Annotated in this window: 18 protein-coding genes; 13 read left to right on the top strand and 5 right to left on the bottom strand. The window is 73.2% G+C overall.

What is annotated here, in order from left to right:
* Positions 1-8 precede the first annotated feature (8 nt).
* On the bottom strand, positions 9-1,253 hold the full coding sequence (locus OG462_RS20520) for a LuxR C-terminal-related transcriptional regulator (protein ID WP_406059542.1): 1,245 nt from the start codon (positions 1,251-1,253) through the stop codon (positions 9-11).
* Positions 1,254-1,405: 152 nt separating this feature from the next.
* On the opposite strand from OG462_RS20520, the gene OG462_RS20515 reads away from it, so the two are divergent.
* Together OG462_RS20515 and OG462_RS20510 are read left to right on the top strand one after the other, a co-directional pair.
* On the top strand, positions 1,406-2,332 hold the full coding sequence (locus tag OG462_RS20515) for an NADP-dependent oxidoreductase (protein WP_406059541.1): 927 nt from the start codon (positions 1,406-1,408) through the stop codon (positions 2,330-2,332).
* 80 nt (positions 2,333-2,412) lie between these two features.
* Positions 2,413-2,985 carry a GNAT family N-acetyltransferase gene (locus tag OG462_RS20510; protein WP_406059539.1) on the top strand — a complete coding sequence of 191 codons (573 nt, stop codon included), beginning with the start codon at positions 2,413-2,415 and terminating at the stop codon, positions 2,983-2,985.
* A 206-nt stretch (positions 2,986-3,191) separates the two neighbouring features.
* Here OG462_RS20510 and OG462_RS20505 read toward each other — a convergent pair whose 3' ends face one another.
* From OG462_RS20505 to OG462_RS20495, 3 genes are all read right to left on the bottom strand, one after another.
* A complete protein-coding gene (locus OG462_RS20505) occupies positions 3,192-5,333 on the bottom strand; it encodes an ABC transporter permease (RefSeq protein WP_406059537.1) in 2,142 nt (713 codons plus the stop codon).
* Complete coding sequence (locus tag OG462_RS20500; RefSeq protein WP_406059536.1) at positions 5,327-6,151, bottom strand: ABC transporter ATP-binding protein; 825 nt, start codon at positions 6,149-6,151, stop codon at positions 5,327-5,329. Before OG462_RS20500 ends, OG462_RS20505 begins: the two co-directional genes overlap by 7 nt.
* A 127-nt stretch (positions 6,152-6,278) precedes the next feature.
* The gene (locus OG462_RS20495; protein ID WP_406059534.1) at positions 6,279-7,109 is read right to left on the bottom strand and encodes an NAD(P)H-binding protein; all 831 of its coding nucleotides are present in this window, start codon (positions 7,107-7,109) and stop codon (positions 6,279-6,281) included.
* A gap of 73 nt (positions 7,110-7,182) precedes the next feature.
* Between OG462_RS20495 and OG462_RS20490 the strand changes: the two genes are divergently transcribed.
* The 7 genes from OG462_RS20490 (at position 7,183) to OG462_RS20460 (ending at position 13,795) form a co-directional block, all read left to right on the top strand.
* Positions 7,183-7,572, top strand: coding sequence for a winged helix-turn-helix transcriptional regulator (locus OG462_RS20490; protein ID WP_406059533.1), 390 nt, complete (start codon positions 7,183-7,185; stop codon positions 7,570-7,572).
* A 4-nt stretch (positions 7,573-7,576) separates the two neighbouring features.
* Positions 7,577-8,707 (top strand): DUF2786 domain-containing protein, encoded by a 1,131-nt coding sequence (locus OG462_RS20485; RefSeq protein ID WP_406059531.1) that lies wholly within the window; start codon positions 7,577-7,579, stop codon positions 8,705-8,707.
* A gap of 172 nt (positions 8,708-8,879) precedes the next feature.
* Complete coding sequence (locus tag OG462_RS20480; RefSeq protein WP_406059529.1) at positions 8,880-10,958, top strand: FUSC family protein; 2,079 nt, start codon at positions 8,880-8,882, stop codon at positions 10,956-10,958.
* Between the two features lie 227 nt (positions 10,959-11,185).
* Positions 11,186-11,845, top strand: coding sequence for a hypothetical protein (locus tag OG462_RS20475; RefSeq protein ID WP_406059527.1), 660 nt, complete (start codon positions 11,186-11,188; stop codon positions 11,843-11,845).
* 93 nt (positions 11,846-11,938) lie between these two features.
* Positions 11,939-12,505, top strand: a complete 567-nt coding sequence (locus OG462_RS20470; protein ID WP_406059525.1) for a SigE family RNA polymerase sigma factor — start codon at positions 11,939-11,941, stop codon at positions 12,503-12,505.
* Complete coding sequence (locus OG462_RS20465) at positions 12,502-13,317, top strand: hypothetical protein (protein ID WP_406059523.1); 816 nt, start codon at positions 12,502-12,504, stop codon at positions 13,315-13,317. Before OG462_RS20470 ends, OG462_RS20465 begins: the two co-directional genes overlap by 4 nt.
* A 265-nt stretch (positions 13,318-13,582) precedes the next feature.
* Complete coding sequence (locus tag OG462_RS20460; RefSeq protein WP_173861569.1) at positions 13,583-13,795, top strand: DUF397 domain-containing protein; 213 nt, start codon at positions 13,583-13,585, stop codon at positions 13,793-13,795.
* Between the two features lie 99 nt (positions 13,796-13,894).
* On the opposite strand, the gene OG462_RS20455 is transcribed toward OG462_RS20460, so the two are convergent.
* Positions 13,895-14,392, bottom strand: coding sequence for an ATP-binding protein (locus OG462_RS20455; RefSeq protein WP_406059521.1), 498 nt, complete (start codon positions 14,390-14,392; stop codon positions 13,895-13,897).
* A 307-nt stretch (positions 14,393-14,699) separates the two neighbouring features.
* Between OG462_RS20455 and OG462_RS20450 the strand changes: the two genes are divergently transcribed.
* From OG462_RS20450 to OG462_RS20435, 4 genes are all read left to right on the top strand, one after another.
* Complete coding sequence (locus OG462_RS20450; RefSeq protein ID WP_406059519.1) at positions 14,700-15,572, top strand: helix-turn-helix domain-containing protein; 873 nt, start codon at positions 14,700-14,702, stop codon at positions 15,570-15,572.
* A gap of 101 nt (positions 15,573-15,673) precedes the next feature.
* Positions 15,674-17,131 carry an aldehyde dehydrogenase family protein gene (locus OG462_RS20445; RefSeq protein ID WP_406059517.1) on the top strand — a complete coding sequence of 486 codons (1,458 nt, stop codon included), beginning with the start codon at positions 15,674-15,676 and terminating at the stop codon, positions 17,129-17,131.
* Between the two features lie 176 nt (positions 17,132-17,307).
* Positions 17,308-17,850, top strand: coding sequence for a DinB family protein (locus OG462_RS20440; RefSeq protein ID WP_406059515.1), 543 nt, complete (start codon positions 17,308-17,310; stop codon positions 17,848-17,850).
* Positions 17,851-17,926: 76 nt separating this feature from the next.
* On the top strand, positions 17,927-18,541 hold the full coding sequence (locus tag OG462_RS20435; protein WP_406059513.1) for a PadR family transcriptional regulator: 615 nt from the start codon (positions 17,927-17,929) through the stop codon (positions 18,539-18,541).
* The last annotated feature ends 117 nt before the right edge of the window (positions 18,542-18,658 follow it).

Genomic DNA, 18,658 nt, shown 5'->3' with positions numbered 1-18,658 from the left:
GGCAGGCGCTACGCCGCCGCGTGGAACAGGGCCGCCGCCTCGCCCCGGGAGTCGACGTCCAGCTTGTTCAGGATGTTCGCGACATGGAACTTCACCGTCGACTCGCTGATGTGCAGCTCCTCCGCGATCCGCCGGTTGCGGTGGCCGAGGGCCAGGTGCCGCAGGACCTCCACCTCCCGCTCGCCCAGCCCGGTCAGGGGGTGCGCCGCCTCGACCGGCGCGGCAGGCGCCGCCAGCGGGATCACCGCCGTGATCGTCGTTCCCCAGCCCGGGACCGCGTCCATGTCGAGCCGCCCGCCGAGCACGTCGAGCCGGTCCTTGATCGTGCCCGCGCCCAGGTCGCAGGGGGCGAGCGCGCCCGCGCCGTCGTCCCGTACGGAGGCCCGCAGCTCGTGCTCGGTCAGCTGCCAGCCGACATGGATCCGGCGTACCGAGTCCTGTTCGAGCACGATCAGGAGCAGGGAGCGGAGGATCGCCCGTGCGCTGTGCGCCACGTCCGCCGCGAGCGAGCGGTCCGAGTCCGGGGCGCCCAGGTCGAGCCGGACCTGGCTGTGCCGCAGCATCGGCCGGAGTTCGGCGGCGAGCCGCTCGAAGGCGTCCTGGACCGGCTCCTCCGCGAGCGCCCGGTCCCGCCGCTGGGCCGCCCGCATCTCGATCAGCGCCGACGCGGCCAGATCGGTCGCGGTCGTCCGAGCCGTCGTGTCGTCCAGGGCCCGGCTGCGCAGCACCCCGAGGACCCCGGAGAGGGCCGCCGAGTGCGTGGCCGTCAGCTCCGCGATCACCCGCGCCCGGGTGTCGGCCGCCGCCCGCGACCGGGCGAGGGCCCCCGGCAGGGCCTCCGTCGCGAACCGGTCGAAGTGGCCGGACACCAGGTCCCACAGGGCCTGCGCCACGGCGAGTTCGGCCCCGCCCGCCGGGGCGGCGGCGTCCTCCCGTACGAGCACGAGCAGCGCACCGCGCCGGGTCGCGTGGCTGGTGACGGCGACCACCGGGCGTTCCCGGCCGCCGATCGTCGCCGCGCCCTGCCAGGGGCTCCCGGGCACGCCGGCCGCGAGGAGCGGCGCCAGTTCGGAGGCGGTGAGCAGCTCCGTACCGCCGAGGGTCTTGAAGGGGGAGTGGGCGCAGTGGGTGGAGAGTTCGGCCGCGTCCACGTGCGGGACGAGCGGGGCGAGGGCGGCCGAGACCTTGGGGAGGATCTCCCCGAGCGGCTGCCGGATGATCTCGTACGCGGTGGTCAGCGTGAGCGCGTCCATGCGAAGGAGCGTACGCGGGGAAGTGCCGTGCGCGGCCGGTCTTTCGGCCAGGTGGGACTGGCCGTTGGGAGGGCGGAGTGCGGGTGCCCGGAGGCGCAGTCTTGATCACGTCGAAGAGCGACAGGACCGAACGGGCAGTGGTGGAGGCTGAGATGGAAGCGATCGTGTACGAGGAGTTCGGCGGGCCCGAGGTGTTGCGCCACGCGACCGGCGTCGCCGTACCGGAGCCGGGCCCCGGCGAGGTCCGCGTCAAGGTGGCGGCCGTCGGGGTCAACCCGGTGGACTGGAAGCGCCGTTACGGCTGGGTCGAGGAGTTCTACCCGACGACCTTCCCGGCCGTCCCCGGCCTGGAGTTCGCCGGCACCGTCGACAAGCTCGGCGAGGGCGTCACCGATCTGACGGTCGGCGACGAGGTCCTCGGCTGGACGGAGACCGGCGCCTACGCCGAGTACGCCATCGCCGGCATCGTCGCCCCCAAGCCCGCCGGGCTCTCCTGGGAGGCCGCCGCGAGCCTCCCCGTGGCCGGCGAGACGGCTCAGCGTGTGCTCGACCTGCTCGGCGTACGAGCGGGCGAGACGCTCTTCCTGCACGGTGCGGCGGGGGTCGTCGGCTCGGTGGGCGTCCAGCTCGCCGTCGCCGCCGGGGTCACGGTGATCGGCAGCGCGTCCGAGTCCAACCACGCGTACCTGCGCGAACTCGGCGCGGTCCCGGTGGTGTACGGGGAGGGGCTGGCCGACCGGGTCCGGGCCGCCGCCCCCGACGGCGTCGACGCGGTCTTCGACGCGGCCGGCCACGGAGTGCTGCCGGTCGCGATCGAGCTCCTCGGCGGAGGCGAGGCGGCGAAGGAGCGGATCGTGACGATCGCGGACGTGGACGCGGAACAGTACGGGATCGTGTTCTCGGGGGTCGTGGGCGACCCCGACGCCGTACGGGCCGGGCTCACCGCCCACGCGCGCGGGGCGGCGGCCGGGACCCTCGCGGTCCGGCTCGCCGACACGCTCCCCCTGAAGGAGGCGGCACGCGCCCAGGAACTGAGCGAGTCGGGCCACGTGCGGGGGAAGCTGGTCCTGGTCCCGTAAGTCCCGGTGCGCGGTGGAGGGCGGGTGAGAAGATCCCTCCGCCGCGAGTGCGGGCCCCGACCTGGAAGGCGACGACGACGATGTACGCGATACCCCTGGGAGACGACGGCGCGGAGCTGCGCCCGCTCGAACCGTGGCAGGCCGACGAGTTCCTCGCGCACATGGACCGCGGACGCGAGTTCATCGGCGCGCGCAACGGGCTCCCCGACGTCGTCACCGACCTGGAGTCCAGCCGGGCCTTCCTCCGGGCGTACGCGGAGAAGGTGGCCGCCGACTCGGGCCGCATCCACGGCATCTGGTCCGACGGCACCCTCGTCGGCGCGGTGATCCTCCGGAAGCTGGACACCGGGGACGGCACGGCCGAGGCGGGCTGCTGGCTGGAGCCGGCGGGCGTCGGCAAGGGCCTGGTGACCCGGGCGGCGTGGACGCTCGTGGACTGGGCGATCGAGGTGCGCGGGATCCACCGGGTGGAGTGGGTGGTGTCCTCCGACAACGAGCCGAGCATCGCGGTGGCCCGCCGCCTCGGCATGAGCAAGGACGGCGTTCTGAGGGAGAGTTACCCGTACCGGGGCAGGCGCCACGACGAGGAGATCTGGTCGGTCCTGGCACCGGAGTGGAGGGCCGCGAAGGCCGCGAAGGCCGCGTCCGCGTAGGCGGGGGCAGGCGGGGGCAGGTGGGGGCAGGCGGGGCAGGCGGGGTCAGGAGGACTCGGCCGGGTTCGCAGCCGCGGCCGGGTGGCGACACCGGTGGACGGGGACACCGGTGGACGGGGACACGGGTGGACGGGGATACGCCGGTGGACGGGGCGGTGACCCGGCTCCGACCCCGGTCACCGCCCCGTCCGTCCCACCATCGCCGCTCAGCGCGTCAGGCGCCACGCGGGGAGGGCCGACGCGGCGATCGCGACCATCGCGCACACGCCCGCCGCCGTGCCGACCGTGGCCCACGGGAGGGCCAGGGCCAGCGGGGCGGAGAGGGCGGCGAGGCCCGCGCCCAGGGCGCCCAGGACCAGCGCGGTCACCGCGAGGCCGAGCAGGGTGCCGATCGCCACGGCGAGGGTCGCCTCGCCCGTCACCACCCGCAGGATCTGGGCCCGGGTGGCCCCGGCGAGCCGGAGGGAGGCCAGTTCTCCGCCGCGTACGGAGGTCGCCATGAGCAGCGTGTTGGCGAGGCCGATCACCGTGTAGACGAGGGCGATGCCGAGGACGAGAACCATGCCGAGCCGGGCCTGCGGGCTGCCGCTCGGCGGGCGCTCGGCGTCGGCCCACGCGTCGGCGGTCCTGACGGTGCCGCCGCTCGCCTCCAGGGCCCGCACCGTGGCCGTACCGCCGCCGCGTGCGTCGATCCGGTCGGGGGCGGAGCCGGGGGCGTTCGCCCGGGTGACGTACGGGCCGTTGTCGCCGGTTCCGAGGGCGAGGACGGCCGCGACCCGGAGCCGTACAGGACCGGTCCCGTCCGCCCGCCAGACCTCGACGGTCTCGCCCACCCGGCGCCGCTCGAACTCCTCGTTGACGACGATCGACCGGTCGTCGAGGTCCCGCGGATCGCCGGCGACCACGGGCAGCCGGGCGAGCTCGGCGAAGGCCGCCGGGTCGGTGACCGCCCGCGCCCCGTACTTCACGACGGCCGCGTCCCCGTCCCGTACGAAGACGGAGGTCGGCCCCGTGGGGGAGACGACGGCCCCGGCGGGCGCCGTCACCGGTCTCAGGGCCGGGCCCGTCACGACATACTGCGCGGCCGTCTGCTCGCGCGCTTCGACGCCCTTCGCGCGCGTGACGCTCGTCGCCGAGCCGAAGAGCGTCCCGGCGAGCGCCACTGTCACGAGGACGGGGGCGGCGACGGCGGCGGTACGGCGTACCGAGGCGGCGCTGTTCTCGCGTACCAGCGTCCCCACGGCCCCCCGCAGCCGCAGCAGCCGGGCCACCGGCCGGACGAGGAGCGGGGAGAGCAGGGCGATGCCGGTGATCAAGAGCATCGGGAGGATCGTGTACGTCTTCCGCTTGAGCAGCGCGGACGGGTCCGTGGCGTACGTCCAGACGAGGAGCCCGAGGCCGGCCAGGAGCAGTCCCGTACCGAGCAGGGCCCGGCCGAGGGGAAGGGTGTCGGCGTCGACGTCCGCCTCGCGGAGTGCGGCCGTCGGGCCGACCTTCCCGGCGCGCCGGGACGCGGCGACGGCCCCGGCGAGAGCGACCGTCACGCCCGTCCAGAACGCGGCGTGGAAGGGCCAGGCCGGCCCGCCGACCGTGAACCACTCGGGCGCGAGACCGCCGTCGACGAGGGTCCGGGCCAGGACGGGCGCGCCGAGGGCGCCGAGCGCGCACCCGGCCGCGGAGGCGAGCACGCCGAGCGCCGTGGCCTCGGCGAGGAGGATCCGGCGGATCTGCCCGGGGGTGGCCCCGGCGGTCCTGAGCAGCCCGAACTCGCGGCGGCGCAGGGCCACGGCGAAGGCGAAGGTGGAGGCGACGACGAAGACGGAGACGAAGGCGGTGACGCCGCCGGAGGTGCCGAGGAGGGCGTTGACGCCGACGAGCGCGTCGGCGTCCCGGTCGGCGTCGGGGTCGGCGCGCCGCCGTTCGTCGCCGGTGAGCACCTGGGCGCGGTCGCCGACGAGGGCCCGGACCTCGGCGGCGGGGGCGTCGACGCCGACGGCGTCGGGTCCGCCGGAGGGGGTGGCTGTGTCGGGTCCGCCGGAGGTGGTGACGGTCCAGCGGGCCCGGAGCTCACGGAGCAGTTCTTTGTCCACAGGCTGTGGACGGTCGAGCCGCTGCGCCACGGACACGGTCTCGGGCCCCCGCCGCACATCCAGTGTCAGCCGGTCCTGACCCTGCACGACGACGGCCGAGGACGCGAACCGCTGAGGAGAACGCTCGGGCGCGTGAAAGGCGGCGGACAGCCCGAGGCTCATGGTGGCGAGCAGCCCGACACCGAGCGCGAGGGCGACGAACCCGCCGAGGAAGGAGGCCCAGCGGGCGCGCAGGCCGGAGAGGACGACGGTCAGCACGCGGTCCTCCCGGCGGGGGTGGCGGAGGCGTGGGCCGTCCCCGGCACCGACGCCGGTCCCGTCTCCAGGGCCGTCATCCGCGCCGCGACCGCCTCCACCTTCGGGGCCGGCAGCTCACCCGCCACGCGACCGTCGACCAGGAAGACCACGCGGTCCGCGCGGGCCGCCGCCACCGGATCGTGGGTGACCATGACGATCGTCTGACCGTCCCGGTCGACCAGCTCCCGCAGCATGTCCAGCACCTCGCGGCTCGTCGTCGAGTCGAGCGCGCCGGTCGGCTCGTCGCCGAAGAGAACGGCCGGACGGGTGATCAACGCCCGGGCGATGGCCACCCGTTGTTGCTGTCCGCCGGACAGCTCACCCGGCCGGTGCCGCTCCCGCCCCGCGAGCCCGACGCGGGCCAGCGCCTCCCGTACCTCCGTACGGGACGGGCGGCGGCCGGCGAGCCGGAGGGGCAGGGCGACGTTCTGCGCGGCCGTCAGAGCGGGCAGCAGGTTGAAGGACTGGAAGACGAAACCGATCCGGTCCCGCCGCAACAGGGTCAGCCGCCGCTCGCTCAGCCCATCCAGGGCGACCCCGCCGACCTCCACCTGCCCGGAGGTGGGCCGGTCGAGCCCGGCCGCGCACTGGAGCAGCGTGGACTTGCCGGAGCCCGAGGGGCCCATGACGGCGGTGAATGTCCCGGCGCGGAAGTCGAGGTCGACACCGTCGAGGGCGCGGACGTCCCGGTGGTGGCGGGCGAGCCGGCGGAGCCGTACGGCGGCGGTGGGGGCGACGGAGGTGGGGGCCGTGGGGGCGGTTCGGGCTGTCGAGGTCATGCCTCAAGCGAACCGTTTCCGCCGCCGCCGATCACGACCACTGACGGGCGTTCAGAGGGTATGCCTGGCCCTACCCCCTACCCCCTACCCCCTACCCCCTGGCCGGGTCCAAGGGGTGTCTTGTGGATCAGGACACCGCCTGGCTCTCCCGAGCCGCCTTCACGAACACCTCCAGCGCGTCGAGGGGTTCGCGGCCGCCGAGCAGAGCGCGCAGGTCGCTCTCGACGCCCGTGCCGTCCATGAAGCCGTGGGCGATCGCCGAGTACGTGCTCGCCAGCATCGGCACCTGGAAGGGCAACGCCCCGGACGCGGCGATCGCGGCGCGGGTGTCGGCGAACGTGCCGGGGGCGTACGTGGCGCCCAGGGCCGCCGCGAGGTCGGCGCCGCCGAGGGCGCGCTCGCCGACCAGCTCGTACACCCGGTTCCGGTGGGCGGCCGGGTCCGTCGCGACGGAGGCGGCGATCTCGGCGAGGTCCTCACGGGCGACGGCGGCGAGGCGGCCCTCGCCGAGGGGGCCGGTGATCCGGTTGTCGGCGTCGGGCACGGCGATCCAGGTGAGGAACTCGGCGTAGAGGCCGTTGCGGAGGATCGTCCAGTCGAGGGTGGGGGAGCGCCGCAGCCGCCGTTCGGTCCAGCGGTGCGCGAGCGCGTACGTGAGGTGGTCGCCGTCGCCGGAGAGGCTCGTGTACACGACGTGCCGGACGCCCGCCCGCTCGGCGGCCGAGATCGCGGCCTCGTGACGGGCGACGACCGTGTCGTCCTCTCCGTACCCGGCGGATATCAGCAGCAGCGTGTCCACCCCGGCGAAGGCCTCCGGCAGCGTCCCGGGCGCGTCGAAGTCGAGTCGGCGGGTGCCGGGCAGCCCCGCGCGCGTACCGAGGACGACGTCGTCGCGACCGGCGAGCCGTTCGGCGACGAGCGAGCCGAGAGCGCCGGAGACGCCGGTGACGAGAAGCATGGATTCCCCCAGGGGTCGAGATGGCTGAGACCATCGTGGAGGGGCGGAGAAGATCGCGGAAGGAGGCACATTCATGTCCGAGGGGCACACGGAGGTAACCACCGAGCCCTTGGTGAGCTGCGCGGAGGACTGCGGGGTACGGGACGTCCAGGACCGGCTCGGCGACAAGTGGACCGTGCACGTGGTCGTCGAACTCGCGCCGGGGCCGAGGCGGTTCAGGGAACTCCAGCGGCTCGTCACCGGGATCTCCCAGCGGATGCTGACCCTGACGCTGCGGCGCCTCGAACGGGACGGCCTCGTCTCGCGGACGGTGTATCCGACGACACCGCCGCAGGTCGAGTACGCGCTGACGGAGACCGGGCACAGCATGACCCACCTGATCAAGCAGCTCATCGACTGGTCGCTCGACCACCGTGCGGTGATCGCCCGGTCGCGCGAGGAATGGGACACGAGGACGGCGTGAGCACGTGAGCACGAGCACCACGATCGACAAGGCCTTCGAGGCGCTGTACGCGAGCGACGACGGGTCGCTCGACACGGCGGCGTCGCTGCTGGCCGCCGACCGCGCCGCCGACGCGGAACTGACGCGCCGCGGCGAGGAGTTCGTACGGACGCTGTGGGGGCGGGGGTGGCAGCCGGCGGACGTCGTACGGTTGGCGCGCCGTGACCTCTCCGACGACCACCTCCGGGTCCTCACCGGCCTGATCAGGGCCGAGACGGCCCGCTACGAGCGCCTGCCGCACCGCTGGCGGACACAACTCGACGAGCTGGACGCGACTCCCGGCCAGCCGTCGGACCGCTTCTCGTACGCGACGACCGTCCTGGAGCTGTACCGGCTCCTGGTCCGGCTGCCGAGGCTCGACGCGGTCGGTCCGGCGCCCGGGGAGGCGCTGCCGCCGGCGACGGCCGGGGAGCCGCGCATGCTGACCCGGATCAGGGCGCTGCTGGCGAAGGCCGAGGCGACGGGGTATCCGGAGGAGGCGGAGGCGCTCACCGCCAAGGCGCAGGAGCTGATGGCGCGCCACAGCCTGGACGAGGCGACGCTCGCGGCGGGGGCGCCGTCGCCGGAGACGCCGGGGGCGATCCGGATCGGGGTGGAGCCGCCGTACGAGCAGGCGAAGGCGATCCTGCTCGACGCGGTGGCGACGGCGAACCACTGCCGGGCGGTGTGGAACGAGTCGTACGGCTTCTCGACGGTGGTCGGCTTCGAGGCGGACCTCGACCCGGTGGAACTGCTGTACACGTCGCTGCTCGTGCAGGGGACGGCGGCGATGACGCGGGCGGAGGCGGAGCAGCGGGCGGGGGGCCGCAAACGCACGAAGTCGTTCCGGCAGTCGTTCCTGCTGGCGTACGCGAACCGGCTCGGCGCCCGACTCGCGGCCACGTCCCGCCGGGTGGCGTCCGAGGCCCCGACCCTTCTCCCGGCCCTCGCCTCCCGCGACCTGGCGGTCACCACCCGCACGGACGAACTCTTCCCGGAAACCCGAGCCACGCGCGTACGTGCGGCCTGGGACGAGGAGGGCTGGACCCACGGCGCCTCGGCAGCGGACAGGGCGGGCCTGGGCCCGGGGCGACGGGGGGTCGAGGGCCGGGGGTAGCGGGCGGTGCGGCGCGCGGGGTGGGGTGTGGGTCGTGGGGCAGGGCGTGGGGCGGGGGCCGCCTCACGCCCCCCGAGCCCCTACCCGCCCCCGGCAGGGTTCCGGGAGGCGTGGGGCGGGGCCGGATGGGGGGAATGGCCTGTTTTGGGTCGATCGCGGATACGCTCGGGCCATGAGCTGGCTCCGGGCGTTGAAGGAGACCGCCCGCTCCGGGCTCACCGTCGAGCGGCAGCGGCTCGACCCCGTCATCGCCGCCCGCGCCGCACTCGGGCTCGCCCTCGTCATCGGCTTCTCGCTCGCCGTCTTCGGCCCCGCCGTCGCCGCCTCCTCCGCCTTCGGCGCCTACCAGGCGGCCATCGCCACCTTCCAGCGTTCCTGGCGCCCCCGCCCCACCCTGGCCCTCGCCTCCGGCGCCAGCCTCGCCGTGTCGACGTTCATCGGCTACCTCACCGGCGCCCACGAGGGCCTCTTCCTCGCCCTGCTGCTCCTCTGGACCTTCCTCTCGGGGCTGGCCTGGGCCGCCGGCCCCACCGCCGGCATCATCGCCTCCTCCAACGTGGCGATCATGCTGGTGACCGTCACCCTCCCCACCTCCGTCGCCACCGCCGCCGGCCACGCCGTCATGATCTTCGCGGGCGGTGTCGTCCAGGCCGTCCTGGTCGTCGTCCTCCCGGTCCGCCGCTGGGGCGCCCAGCGCGACGCCCTCGCGGACGCCCTCGCCGCCGAGGCGGACTACGCCCGCCGCCTCCGCCACGACCCGGTCGCCCCGTTCGATCCCGTCCCCCTCATGACCGCCCGCAACGCGGCCGCCGTGACACCCGGCCAGGCCCGCCGCCGTCCGGCGGAGCTGCACGGCGCCCGGGGCCTCGCCGAGCGCATCCGGCCGGTCCTCGCCTCCCTCGCCGACCCGGCGGTCGGCGTCCCGGAGGAAGGCCCCGCACGCGCGCGCGTACGGGAGCTGCTCGCGGCCGCGGCCTCCGTCCTGGACGCCGCCGCGCACGCCATCCGGCACGGCGAACCCGTCACCGTCCCCCCACCCGCCGTCGCCGCCCTTCGCACCCCCGACACCGGCGCGATCCTCCACGGCCCGTCCCGCCGCGCCGCCCTCCGTCTCGTCGCGCTGCTCGGCGACGTCGTCGAGACGGCGGAGCCGAGGACGGAGACCACGGACGCGGGCGGGCACGGCGCCACGGCCCGCACCCGCCCCACCCTCGTCCGCCTGGCGCCGATCGTCGTCGCGAAGGCGCGCGCCGAGCTGCGCCGTGACTCCCCGATCCTGCGCCACGCGATCCGCGTCTCGGTGGTCACGGCCGCCGGCTACCTCCTCGGCGCGGTGCTCCCCTTCGGGCACGGCTACTGGGCGCCGATGGCCTCGGTGATGGTCATGCGCCCGGACTTCTCGCAGACGTACGCGCGCTCGGTGGCCCGGTTCGGCGGCACCCTGGTCGGGGTGGCCCTGGCGACGGCGGTCGTGCAGACGGCGCACCCGGACGTGTACCTGTCGGCCGGCCTGGCGGTGGTGTGCGCCTTCGCGATGTACCTGCTGATGCGCACGGGGTACGCGGCCGCCCAGGTCTTCGTCGCCGCGTACGTCGTGTTCCTGCTCGGCATGGAGGGCGCGGGGGTCACCCAGACCGTGCGGGACCGGGTGCTGCTGACCCTGATCGGCGGGCTCCTCGCGATGCTCGCGTACGCCGTCTACCCGGCCTGGGAGACGCCCCGGCTGCGCGGCCGGCTCGCGGACTGGGTGGCGTCGGTCGGCAGGTACGCCGCCGCGGTCACCGCGCGGTACGCCGATCCGGCCGGACCCGGCAGCCCCGACGTACGGGAGGCGCTCCTGAACACCCGTGCGGCCCGGGTCGCCTGGCAGGATGCGGTGGACCGGGCGACGCACGAGCCCGTACGGCACCGGGGCCTCTCGCACGCGGCGGCCGAGCAGGCCGACCACGCGCTCGCGGAGTTCGGGCGGGTGGCGATGCTCATGGAGGCGCACCTGCCGGAGCGGGGTGCCCCGCCCATCCCCGCCGCCGCGACCCTCGCGGAGTCCCTGCGCCGGGCGACGGAACGGGGCGCCAAGGACGTACGGGAGCGCAAGGCACCGCGCTGGGACGACCTGCGCGAGACGGTCGACGCCTGGTCCGACGACCCACCGGACCACTTCCTGCTGCACAAGGGCGCGGTGCTTCTCCTGGAGGCCCTGGACGAGGTCACGACGGCCCTGACGGAATCCACGCGGGCGCGGGCGCGCTAGCCCCGGCCCCGGCCCCGGCCTCTGCCCCAGCCCCAGCCCCAGCCCCGGCCCGGGCTCCGGGTCCCGACCCCGGGTCCCGGCCTCGCCCCGCCCTGGGACGAATTTCGCGAGCATGTCATCCGGCGTCCGGCTGGGCGGAGTTGGTAGGGAGAGAGGGGCGTGGACGTGCGGACGTGCGGACGTGTGCGGTCCTGCACCGACATCCCATCCCACCCAGGAGCAACCGCATGAAGAAGTACTGGCTGGCGGCCGCCGGCGTCGTGGCCGCCGTGGTGATCGCGGCACCGTCGGCCGTCGGGGCGTCCACCGAGACCTCCCCCGCGACCCGTTCCGCAGCGCAGACCAAGCCCGCGGCCCCGGCCGAGCCCGCCGCCGCCAGGCCCGCCGTCCCCGTGAAGGTCGCCGTCCCCGTGAAGGTCGCCCCGGCCGAGGCCGCCGTGCCCGCCCCGGACCCGGTCCGTACCGTGCGTCCTGGCGCCCGCGTGGACGCGGGCCAGGGCTACACCGTGTGGCTGACCCGCGAGGGCAAGTACTGGACGGGCCCGGACGGTTACGAGAACTTCCGCAGTGTGGTCGACGGCAACATCGACCGCTCGCAGCCCGGCGTGAGCCACCAGAGCGAGGGCGACGCGACGGGCGTCTTCCACTCGGGCCTCTACTACGGGACCCGTAAGGCGGGCCGCGTCGAGCTGACCGACGCCGAGGGCCGCAAGACCGCCGCCACCCTCATCGCCCTGCCCGGCCGCCCCGACTGGGGTGTCTGGTACGCCCACACCGGGCCGGCGGAAGGGAACGGCGGCAGCAGCCCCGGCGTCACCCTCTACGACCGCACGGGCAAGCTCCTGGCCGAGCTTCCGGGCTTCGACTTCCCGGCGGGCCGCGGCTGAGCCGTGGCAGAAACGTGGCGGGGCCCGGCACGGGGCGGGCCCCGCCGCCTCTCCGCTCCACCGATCCATCGACCGATCGCGAGGTCCGACATCGTGCCGCACGAGTCCGTCACCGACGTCATCGACGGTTCCGAGGACGACGGCTTCACCGAGTTCGCCGTCGCCGCCTGGCCGCGTCTGGTGCGTACGGCCCAGTTCCTGACCGGGGACTTCCACGAGGCCGAGGACCTGGTGCAGACGACGCTGGCCAAGGTGTACTCGCGGTGGCGGCGGGTTCCCCGCGGAGAGGTCGACCTCTATGTCCGCCGGGCGCTGATCAACAACAACCTCAGCCGGCTCCGCCGCAAGCGGGTCGTCCATCTCCTCACGCCGGTCCTGCCGGAGTCGCTGCGCCACACCTCGGCGGGTCACGCCGAGGCGGTCGAACAACGCACCGCCCTGCTGGCCGCGTTATCGGATCTGACCGCCCGCCAGCGTGCGGTCATGGTGCTCCGCTATTGGGAGGATCTGACCGAGCTGGAGATCGCGAGCGTGCTCAACTGCTCGATCGGCACGGTCAAGACCCATGCACGGCGCGGTCTGACGGCGCTGCGCGCCCACCCGGGGCTCGTCACCGCCTCCGCCCCGCCTCTCCCCGTCTCCACCGGAGCCCGACGATGACCCCCGCAAGCCCGACGACACCCCCGGATCCCGACCCCCGTCCCGCTGCCGGTCCCGGCCCCGGTCTCGAAGGCGAGCAGTCCGCACCGACCGCCGCCCCGGGGGAGACCGACGTGCGCGCGGCGTTCGCGCGGGCCGCCTTCGACGTCACCCCGGGCCCGCTTCCGCTGGAGGCCGTCCGCCGTGCGGGCCGGGCGCGCCGGCGGCGCCGTACGACCGCCCTGTCGGCGCTCTCGGTGCTCGCGGTCGCGACGGCCGTGGTGGCGGTCGTCGCTCTGACTCCCGTACGCCCGTCGCCGTCGCCGTCGGCCCCCGTCGCCGTCCCGCCGACCACCGTCCCGACCACGGCGCCGGTCGCACGCGCGAGCGACCCCCCGCCCCCGGAGTCGACCCCGATCAGGATCGTGGCCTCCGGTGAGCGGGTGAACGCCGGGAAGGGCTGGAGGATCTGGCTGACGGGGGAGGGCAAGCACTGGCTCGGGCCGGACGGTTACGAGAACGTCCGCAGTGTCTCCGACGGCAACATCGACCTGAGCGCGCCGGGCATCAGCCACCAGAGCGAGGGGGGCGCGAAGGGGGCCTTCCACTCGGGGCTCTACTACGGGACCCGTACGGCGGGACGGGTCGAGCTGAGGAACGCGGAGGGCCGCGGAATCGTTGCCACATTGCTCGAACTGCCGGGCAAGCCGGGCTGGGGTGTCTGGTACGCGCAGACCGGACCGGGGGAGGGGGAGGTCAGCCCGGCGCTGTACGACCGTGCGGGCAAGCTCCTCGCCGAGCTGCCCCTGGCCCCGGCCGGAGTGGGTCCCTGAGCGGGGCCCGGCAGGAAGGTCGGGAGCCGTAGGCTCAAGATCAACACCCGTAGGCGGAAGATCAGGACCCGTAGGGTGAGGGGCGGGCGCGGCACCGTACTCGCTGGTAGCACGCTGAGTCGCGTAGCCGCTACGCCACCCCCCGTGCACGTGCATCTGCTCATGCATCGGCATATGAACACAGCTATGATCCGAGGAAGTTGACACCTGCACCAAGCAACTCGGGGAGCTACCAGTGCATCATGCGCATCACGCGTACAACGGCATGGCGGCCACGGAGCTGCGAGGTGTCGTGTGGCAGAAGAGCAGGCACAGCAACTCCCAGGGATCGTGCGTGGAGTTCGCCAAACTGCCGGGGGGAAACGTTGCCGTACGCAACTCGCGCCACCCCGAAGGCCCCGCCCTCGTCTACACCCCCGCGGAGATAGAGGCGCTCCTCCTCGGCGTCAAGGACGGGGAGTTCGACCACTTGGTGTGAGGACCTTGCGCGGACCGCACACGCACGAGAAGGGCCCCGGCGGTGAGCGTCGGGGCCCTTCTCTCGTATGGATGTGCGCGGCTGTACGGTGCGCGGCTTCTACTCCGGACCTATCCGGAACAGCGCCCACACCACCTTGCCCCGCAGCGTGCCGGCCAGCGGATGCCACCCCCAGCTGTCGCTGAACGAGTCCACCAGGAAGAGCCCGCGTCCCGACTCGGCGGCGAAGTCCTCCTCGCCGCCGCGCGCCTCCGGGCTCTCCTGGCTGGGGTCGCGCACGGCGCACACGAGGCGCGAGCTCCAGCGCATCAAGTGCAGCCGAACCGGCGGGTTCTGGCCTTCCTCCTGGGGCGCGTCGGCGGGCACCGCATGGCGCAGCGCGTTGGTGACGAGCTCGGAGACGACCAGGGCCACGTCGTCGAAGCGCTCGGTCAGCTCCCAGCGGTCGAGCGTCGCACTGGTGAACTTCCGGGCTCCGCGGACGGCTTCGTACCGCGCGGGCAACGCGCAGGAGGCGGAGGTGGAGACGGCGCCGGGATCGATCGGCGGAAGGCCCTGCCGTAACGGCTCGAGCACGGTCGATCCATTGGTCCCCATGCGAGGCACTCCCGGGAATCGCGACTGTGGTGCGACAACACGACAACACGAACGAGCACGCGGCTGCGCGAGGTCCATGGTTCCGAATGCGACCACTGGATGCAAGGGCAGATGCACGTGCACGCGCCGGACCTGTCCGTCCCCGTGCCTAATCTGTGCATAAGTCGTCGGCCACTGGAGGGGAACTTTCCGCGGCTGCCCGGAACTCGCCGTCTTTCCGTAATCGAATGTGTACGCGCTGAAGCGTTTGGTGGCAGAATCCGGGGCTCGACGGGGGCTCGACACCGTAAAGGGGAGGCTGGGAGCCGTGACCGCAGGCGAATCGGGCGGAGCGAGCGGGAGTGTGGTGCGGCGCATCCTGCTGGGCTCCCAGCTGAGGCGGTTGCGCGAGTCGCGCGGGATCACCCGCGAGGCGGCCGGTTACTCGATCCGTGCGTCCGAATCCAAGATCAGCCGTATGGAGTTGGGACGGGTGAGCTTCAAGGCCAGGGACGTCGAGGATCTGCTCACCCTGTACGGGGTCGGGGACGAGGCCGAGCGCGGCTCGCTTCTCGGGCTCGCCCGCGAGGCCAACGTCGCCGGCTGGTGGCACAGCTTCGGCGACGTCCTGCCCGGCTGGTTCCAGACGTACATCGGTCTGGAGGGTGCCGCGTCCCTCATCCGCGTCTACGAAGTGCAGTTCGTCCACGGCCTGTTGCAGACCGAGGCGTACGCCCAGGCGGTCGTCTCCCGGGGCATGCCCGGCGCCCCCGCCGCCGAGATCGACCGCCGGGTCGCGCTCCGCCTCGAACGGCAGAAGGTCCTCGTCTCCGAGCGCGCCCCGCAGTTCCACGCAGTCCTCGACGAGGCCGCGCTGCGCCGGCCCTACGGCGACCGGTCCGTCATGCAGGGCCAGCTGAGGCATCTCATCGAGATCTCCGAACACCCCGGCGTCACGCTCCAGATCATGCCCTTCAGCTTCGGCGGGCATGCCGGCGAGAGCGGTGCGTTCACGATGCTGAGCTTCCCCGAGTCCGACCTCTCCGACATCGTCTACCTGGAGCAACTCACCAGCGCCCTCTACCTCGACAAGCGCGAGGAGGTCGCCCAGTACCAGCGGGTGATGGAGCGGCTCCAGAAGGAAGGGCCGGATCCGGCCGAAAGCCGAGACCTTCTCCGGGGACTCCTCCAACTCACCTGACACATCAGTACGATGACGTGACATCAGTTTCGACGTTTCGACGTTTCCACGTCACTTCTGTCATCCGTACGGAAGTAGAGCGGGTAGAGGGGTCTCGATCCATGTCGCACTTCACCGACCTGGCCCACCAGTACATCGACGGCGAGTGGAAGCCCGGCAGCGGCTCGTGGGACATCATCGACTTCAACCCCTACACCGGGGAGAAGCTCGCGTCGATCACCGTCGCCACCGCCGGTGAGGTCGACCGCGCCTACCGCGCCGCCGAGCGCGCCCAGGCCGAGTGGGCCGAGACCAACCCGTACACGCGTCGGCTCGTCTTCGAGCGTGCCCTGCGGATCGTCGAGGACCGCGAGGAGGAGATCGCCGAGACTATCGTCGCCGAGCTCGGGGGCACCCGCCTCAAGGCGGCCTTCGAGCTGCACCTCGCCAAGGAGTTCCTGCGCGAGGCGGTGCAGCTGGCGCTGCGTCCCGAGGGCCGCATCCTGCCGTCCCCGGTCGACGGCAAGGAGAACCGCGTCTACCGCGTCCCGGTCGGCGTCGTCGGTGTCATCTCCCCCTTCAACTTCCCCTTCCTCCTGTCGATCAAGTCGGTCGCGCCCGCGCTGGCCCTCGGCAACGCGGTCGTCCTCAAGCCGCACCAGAACACCCCGATCTGCGGCGGCACCCTCGTCGCCAAGGTCCTGGAGGAGGCCGGTCTGCCGGCCGGTCTGCTGAACGTCGTCGTCACCGACATCGCCGAGATCGGCGACGCGCTCCTGACCCACCCCGTCCCGAAGGTCATCTCCTTCACCGGCTCCGACAAGGTCGGCCGCCACGTCGCCACGGTCTGCGCGCAGAACTTCAAGCACGCCGTCCTCGAACTCGGCGGCAACAGCGCCCTGATCGTCCTCGACGACGCCGACGTCGACTACGCGGTGGACGCGGCCGTCTTCAGCCGCTTCGTGCACCAGGGGCAGGTCTGCATGGCCGCCAACCGCATCCTGGTGGACCGGACCGTGGAGGAGGAGTTCACCGAGAAGTTCGTGGCGAAGGTGAAGACCCTGCGCGTCGGCGACCCGGCCGACCCCGCCACCCACATCGGTCCGCTCATCAACTCGCAGCAGGCAGAGGCTGTCTCCTCGCTCGTCGACCAGACGGTCGAGGCGGGCGCGACGGCTCTGCTGCACGGCACGGTCGACGGCAACCTCGTCTCCCCGTCCGTCCTCACCGGCTTCGCGCCGGACGCGCCGATCCTGGGCCAGGAGATCTTCGGCCCGGTCGCGCTGATCGTCCCGTTCGACGGCGAGGAGGAGGCCGTGCGCATCGCCAACGACACCCCGTACGGGCTCAGCGGCGCTGTCCACACCGGGGATGTCGAGCGGGGTGTACGGATCGCCAAGCGCATCCACACCGGCATGATCCACATCAACGACGGCACCGTGCACGACGAGCCGATCGTGCCCTTCGGCGGCGAGAAGCACTCGGGCATCGGGCGGCTCAACGGTGAGGCGATGGTGGAGAGCTTCACGACCCAGAAGTGGATCTCGATCCAGCACGGCCGGAGCCGGTTCCCCTTCTGAGCCCTTCGAGTCTTCGAGCCTTCGAGTCTCCGAGTCTTCGAGCCTTCTGGGTCGGCCGCGTACTGATTTCTCATTGCGGACCGTATCTGTCCGCAAGTCTCCGTAGCGTGAGGGGTGTCGAGAAGGTTCACAGGAACCGGGCGACGAACGCGATTCAGCTACGGAAGGCGGACATCATGGTGGCTCTTGTTCCCACGGAGGCCCAGGGCGACGAGCGCGGCGCGCTCCTCAACTTCGTCGAGGCGCAGCGCGCCGCGATCCGCCGCTCGCTCCTCGGTCTCACCGAGGAGCAGGCGGCGAGCCGCCCCAGCGCCAGCGAGCTCAGCCTCTCCGGCCTGCTCAAGCACGTCGCCGAGGTCGAGCTGAACTGGCTCCGGCTGGCGCAGCAGCAGCCGAACGAGCGGCAGCGCACCCAGGAGACCTGGGGCGACGGCTTCCGCCTCGTGGACGACGAGACGATCCCGGAGATCGTGGAGTTCTGGGCGGGCGTGGCGAAGGAGACCGAGGAGTACATCCGCACGGTGCCGAGCCTGGACGACACCTTCCCGCTGCCCAAGGCGCCCTGGTTCCCCGAGAACGGGCGGGTCTCGATCCGCTGGATGCTGCTCCACCTGGTGCAGGAGGCCGGCCGGCACGCCGGGCACGCGGACGTCATCCGCGAGTCCCTGGACGGCAAGGGCTCCTTCGACCTGATCGCGGCGGAGCAGGGCCGAGGCTGAGCGTGAGCGGGGTCGGGGCCGCTCTCCGGCGGCCCCGCGCGCGTACTCTGGTCAAAATTGACCAGGAGGTACGGCGATGTCGGCGATCCGGCTGCTGGTCCTGGGCGCGGTGAAGCAGCACGGCCGCGCCCACGGCTACCAGGTCCGCAACGACCTGGAGTTCTGGGGCGCGCACGAGTGGTCCCACGCCAAGCCCGGCTCGATCTACCACGCGCTGAAGCAGATGGCGAAGCAGGGACTGCTCCACGCGCACGAGGTGGCGCCCAGCACGGTGGGCGGCCCGCCGCGCGTCGAGTACGAGCTGACGGAGCGCGGCGCGGAGGAGTACTTCGCGCTGCTGCGCGAGGCGCTGACCACGTACGACCAGAAGATGGACGTCCTGTCGGCGGGCATCGGCTTCATCGTGGACCTGCCCCGGGAGGAGGCCGCGGAGCTGCTGCGGCAGCGGGTGCGGGCGCTCGACGCATGGCGGGCGGCGGTCACGGAGTACTACACGCCGGAGGGCGGCCCCGGTCAGCTCGGGCACATCGGCGAGATCATGCACATGTGGATCCACTCGGCGGACGCCGGCAAGGAGTGGACGCTCGGCCTGATCGAGCGGATCGAGGGCGGGGCGTACGTGTTCGCGGGCGAGGGCGAGCCTTTCGTGGGCGTGCTCGCCGAGGGGGAGGAGAACCCCTTTGCGACCTGATCGGGCGCCGGCGCCCCTACGAGCGCGCGGGAAGATCCGCATCTAATCAAGTTTGACTAAGGGTCCGGGAGGGCATACCTTCCTCCGTCGGCGGCAAGTGGTCAAATTTGACTACGC

Origin of the sequence: Streptomyces sp. NBC_01077 (assembly GCF_045162855.1) — a bacterium.
Lineage (GTDB): Bacteria > Actinomycetota > Actinomycetes > Streptomycetales > Streptomycetaceae > Streptomyces.
The sequence above is the reverse complement of the archived record's forward strand: the minus strand, read 5'-3'. Positions and strand labels throughout refer to the sequence as shown.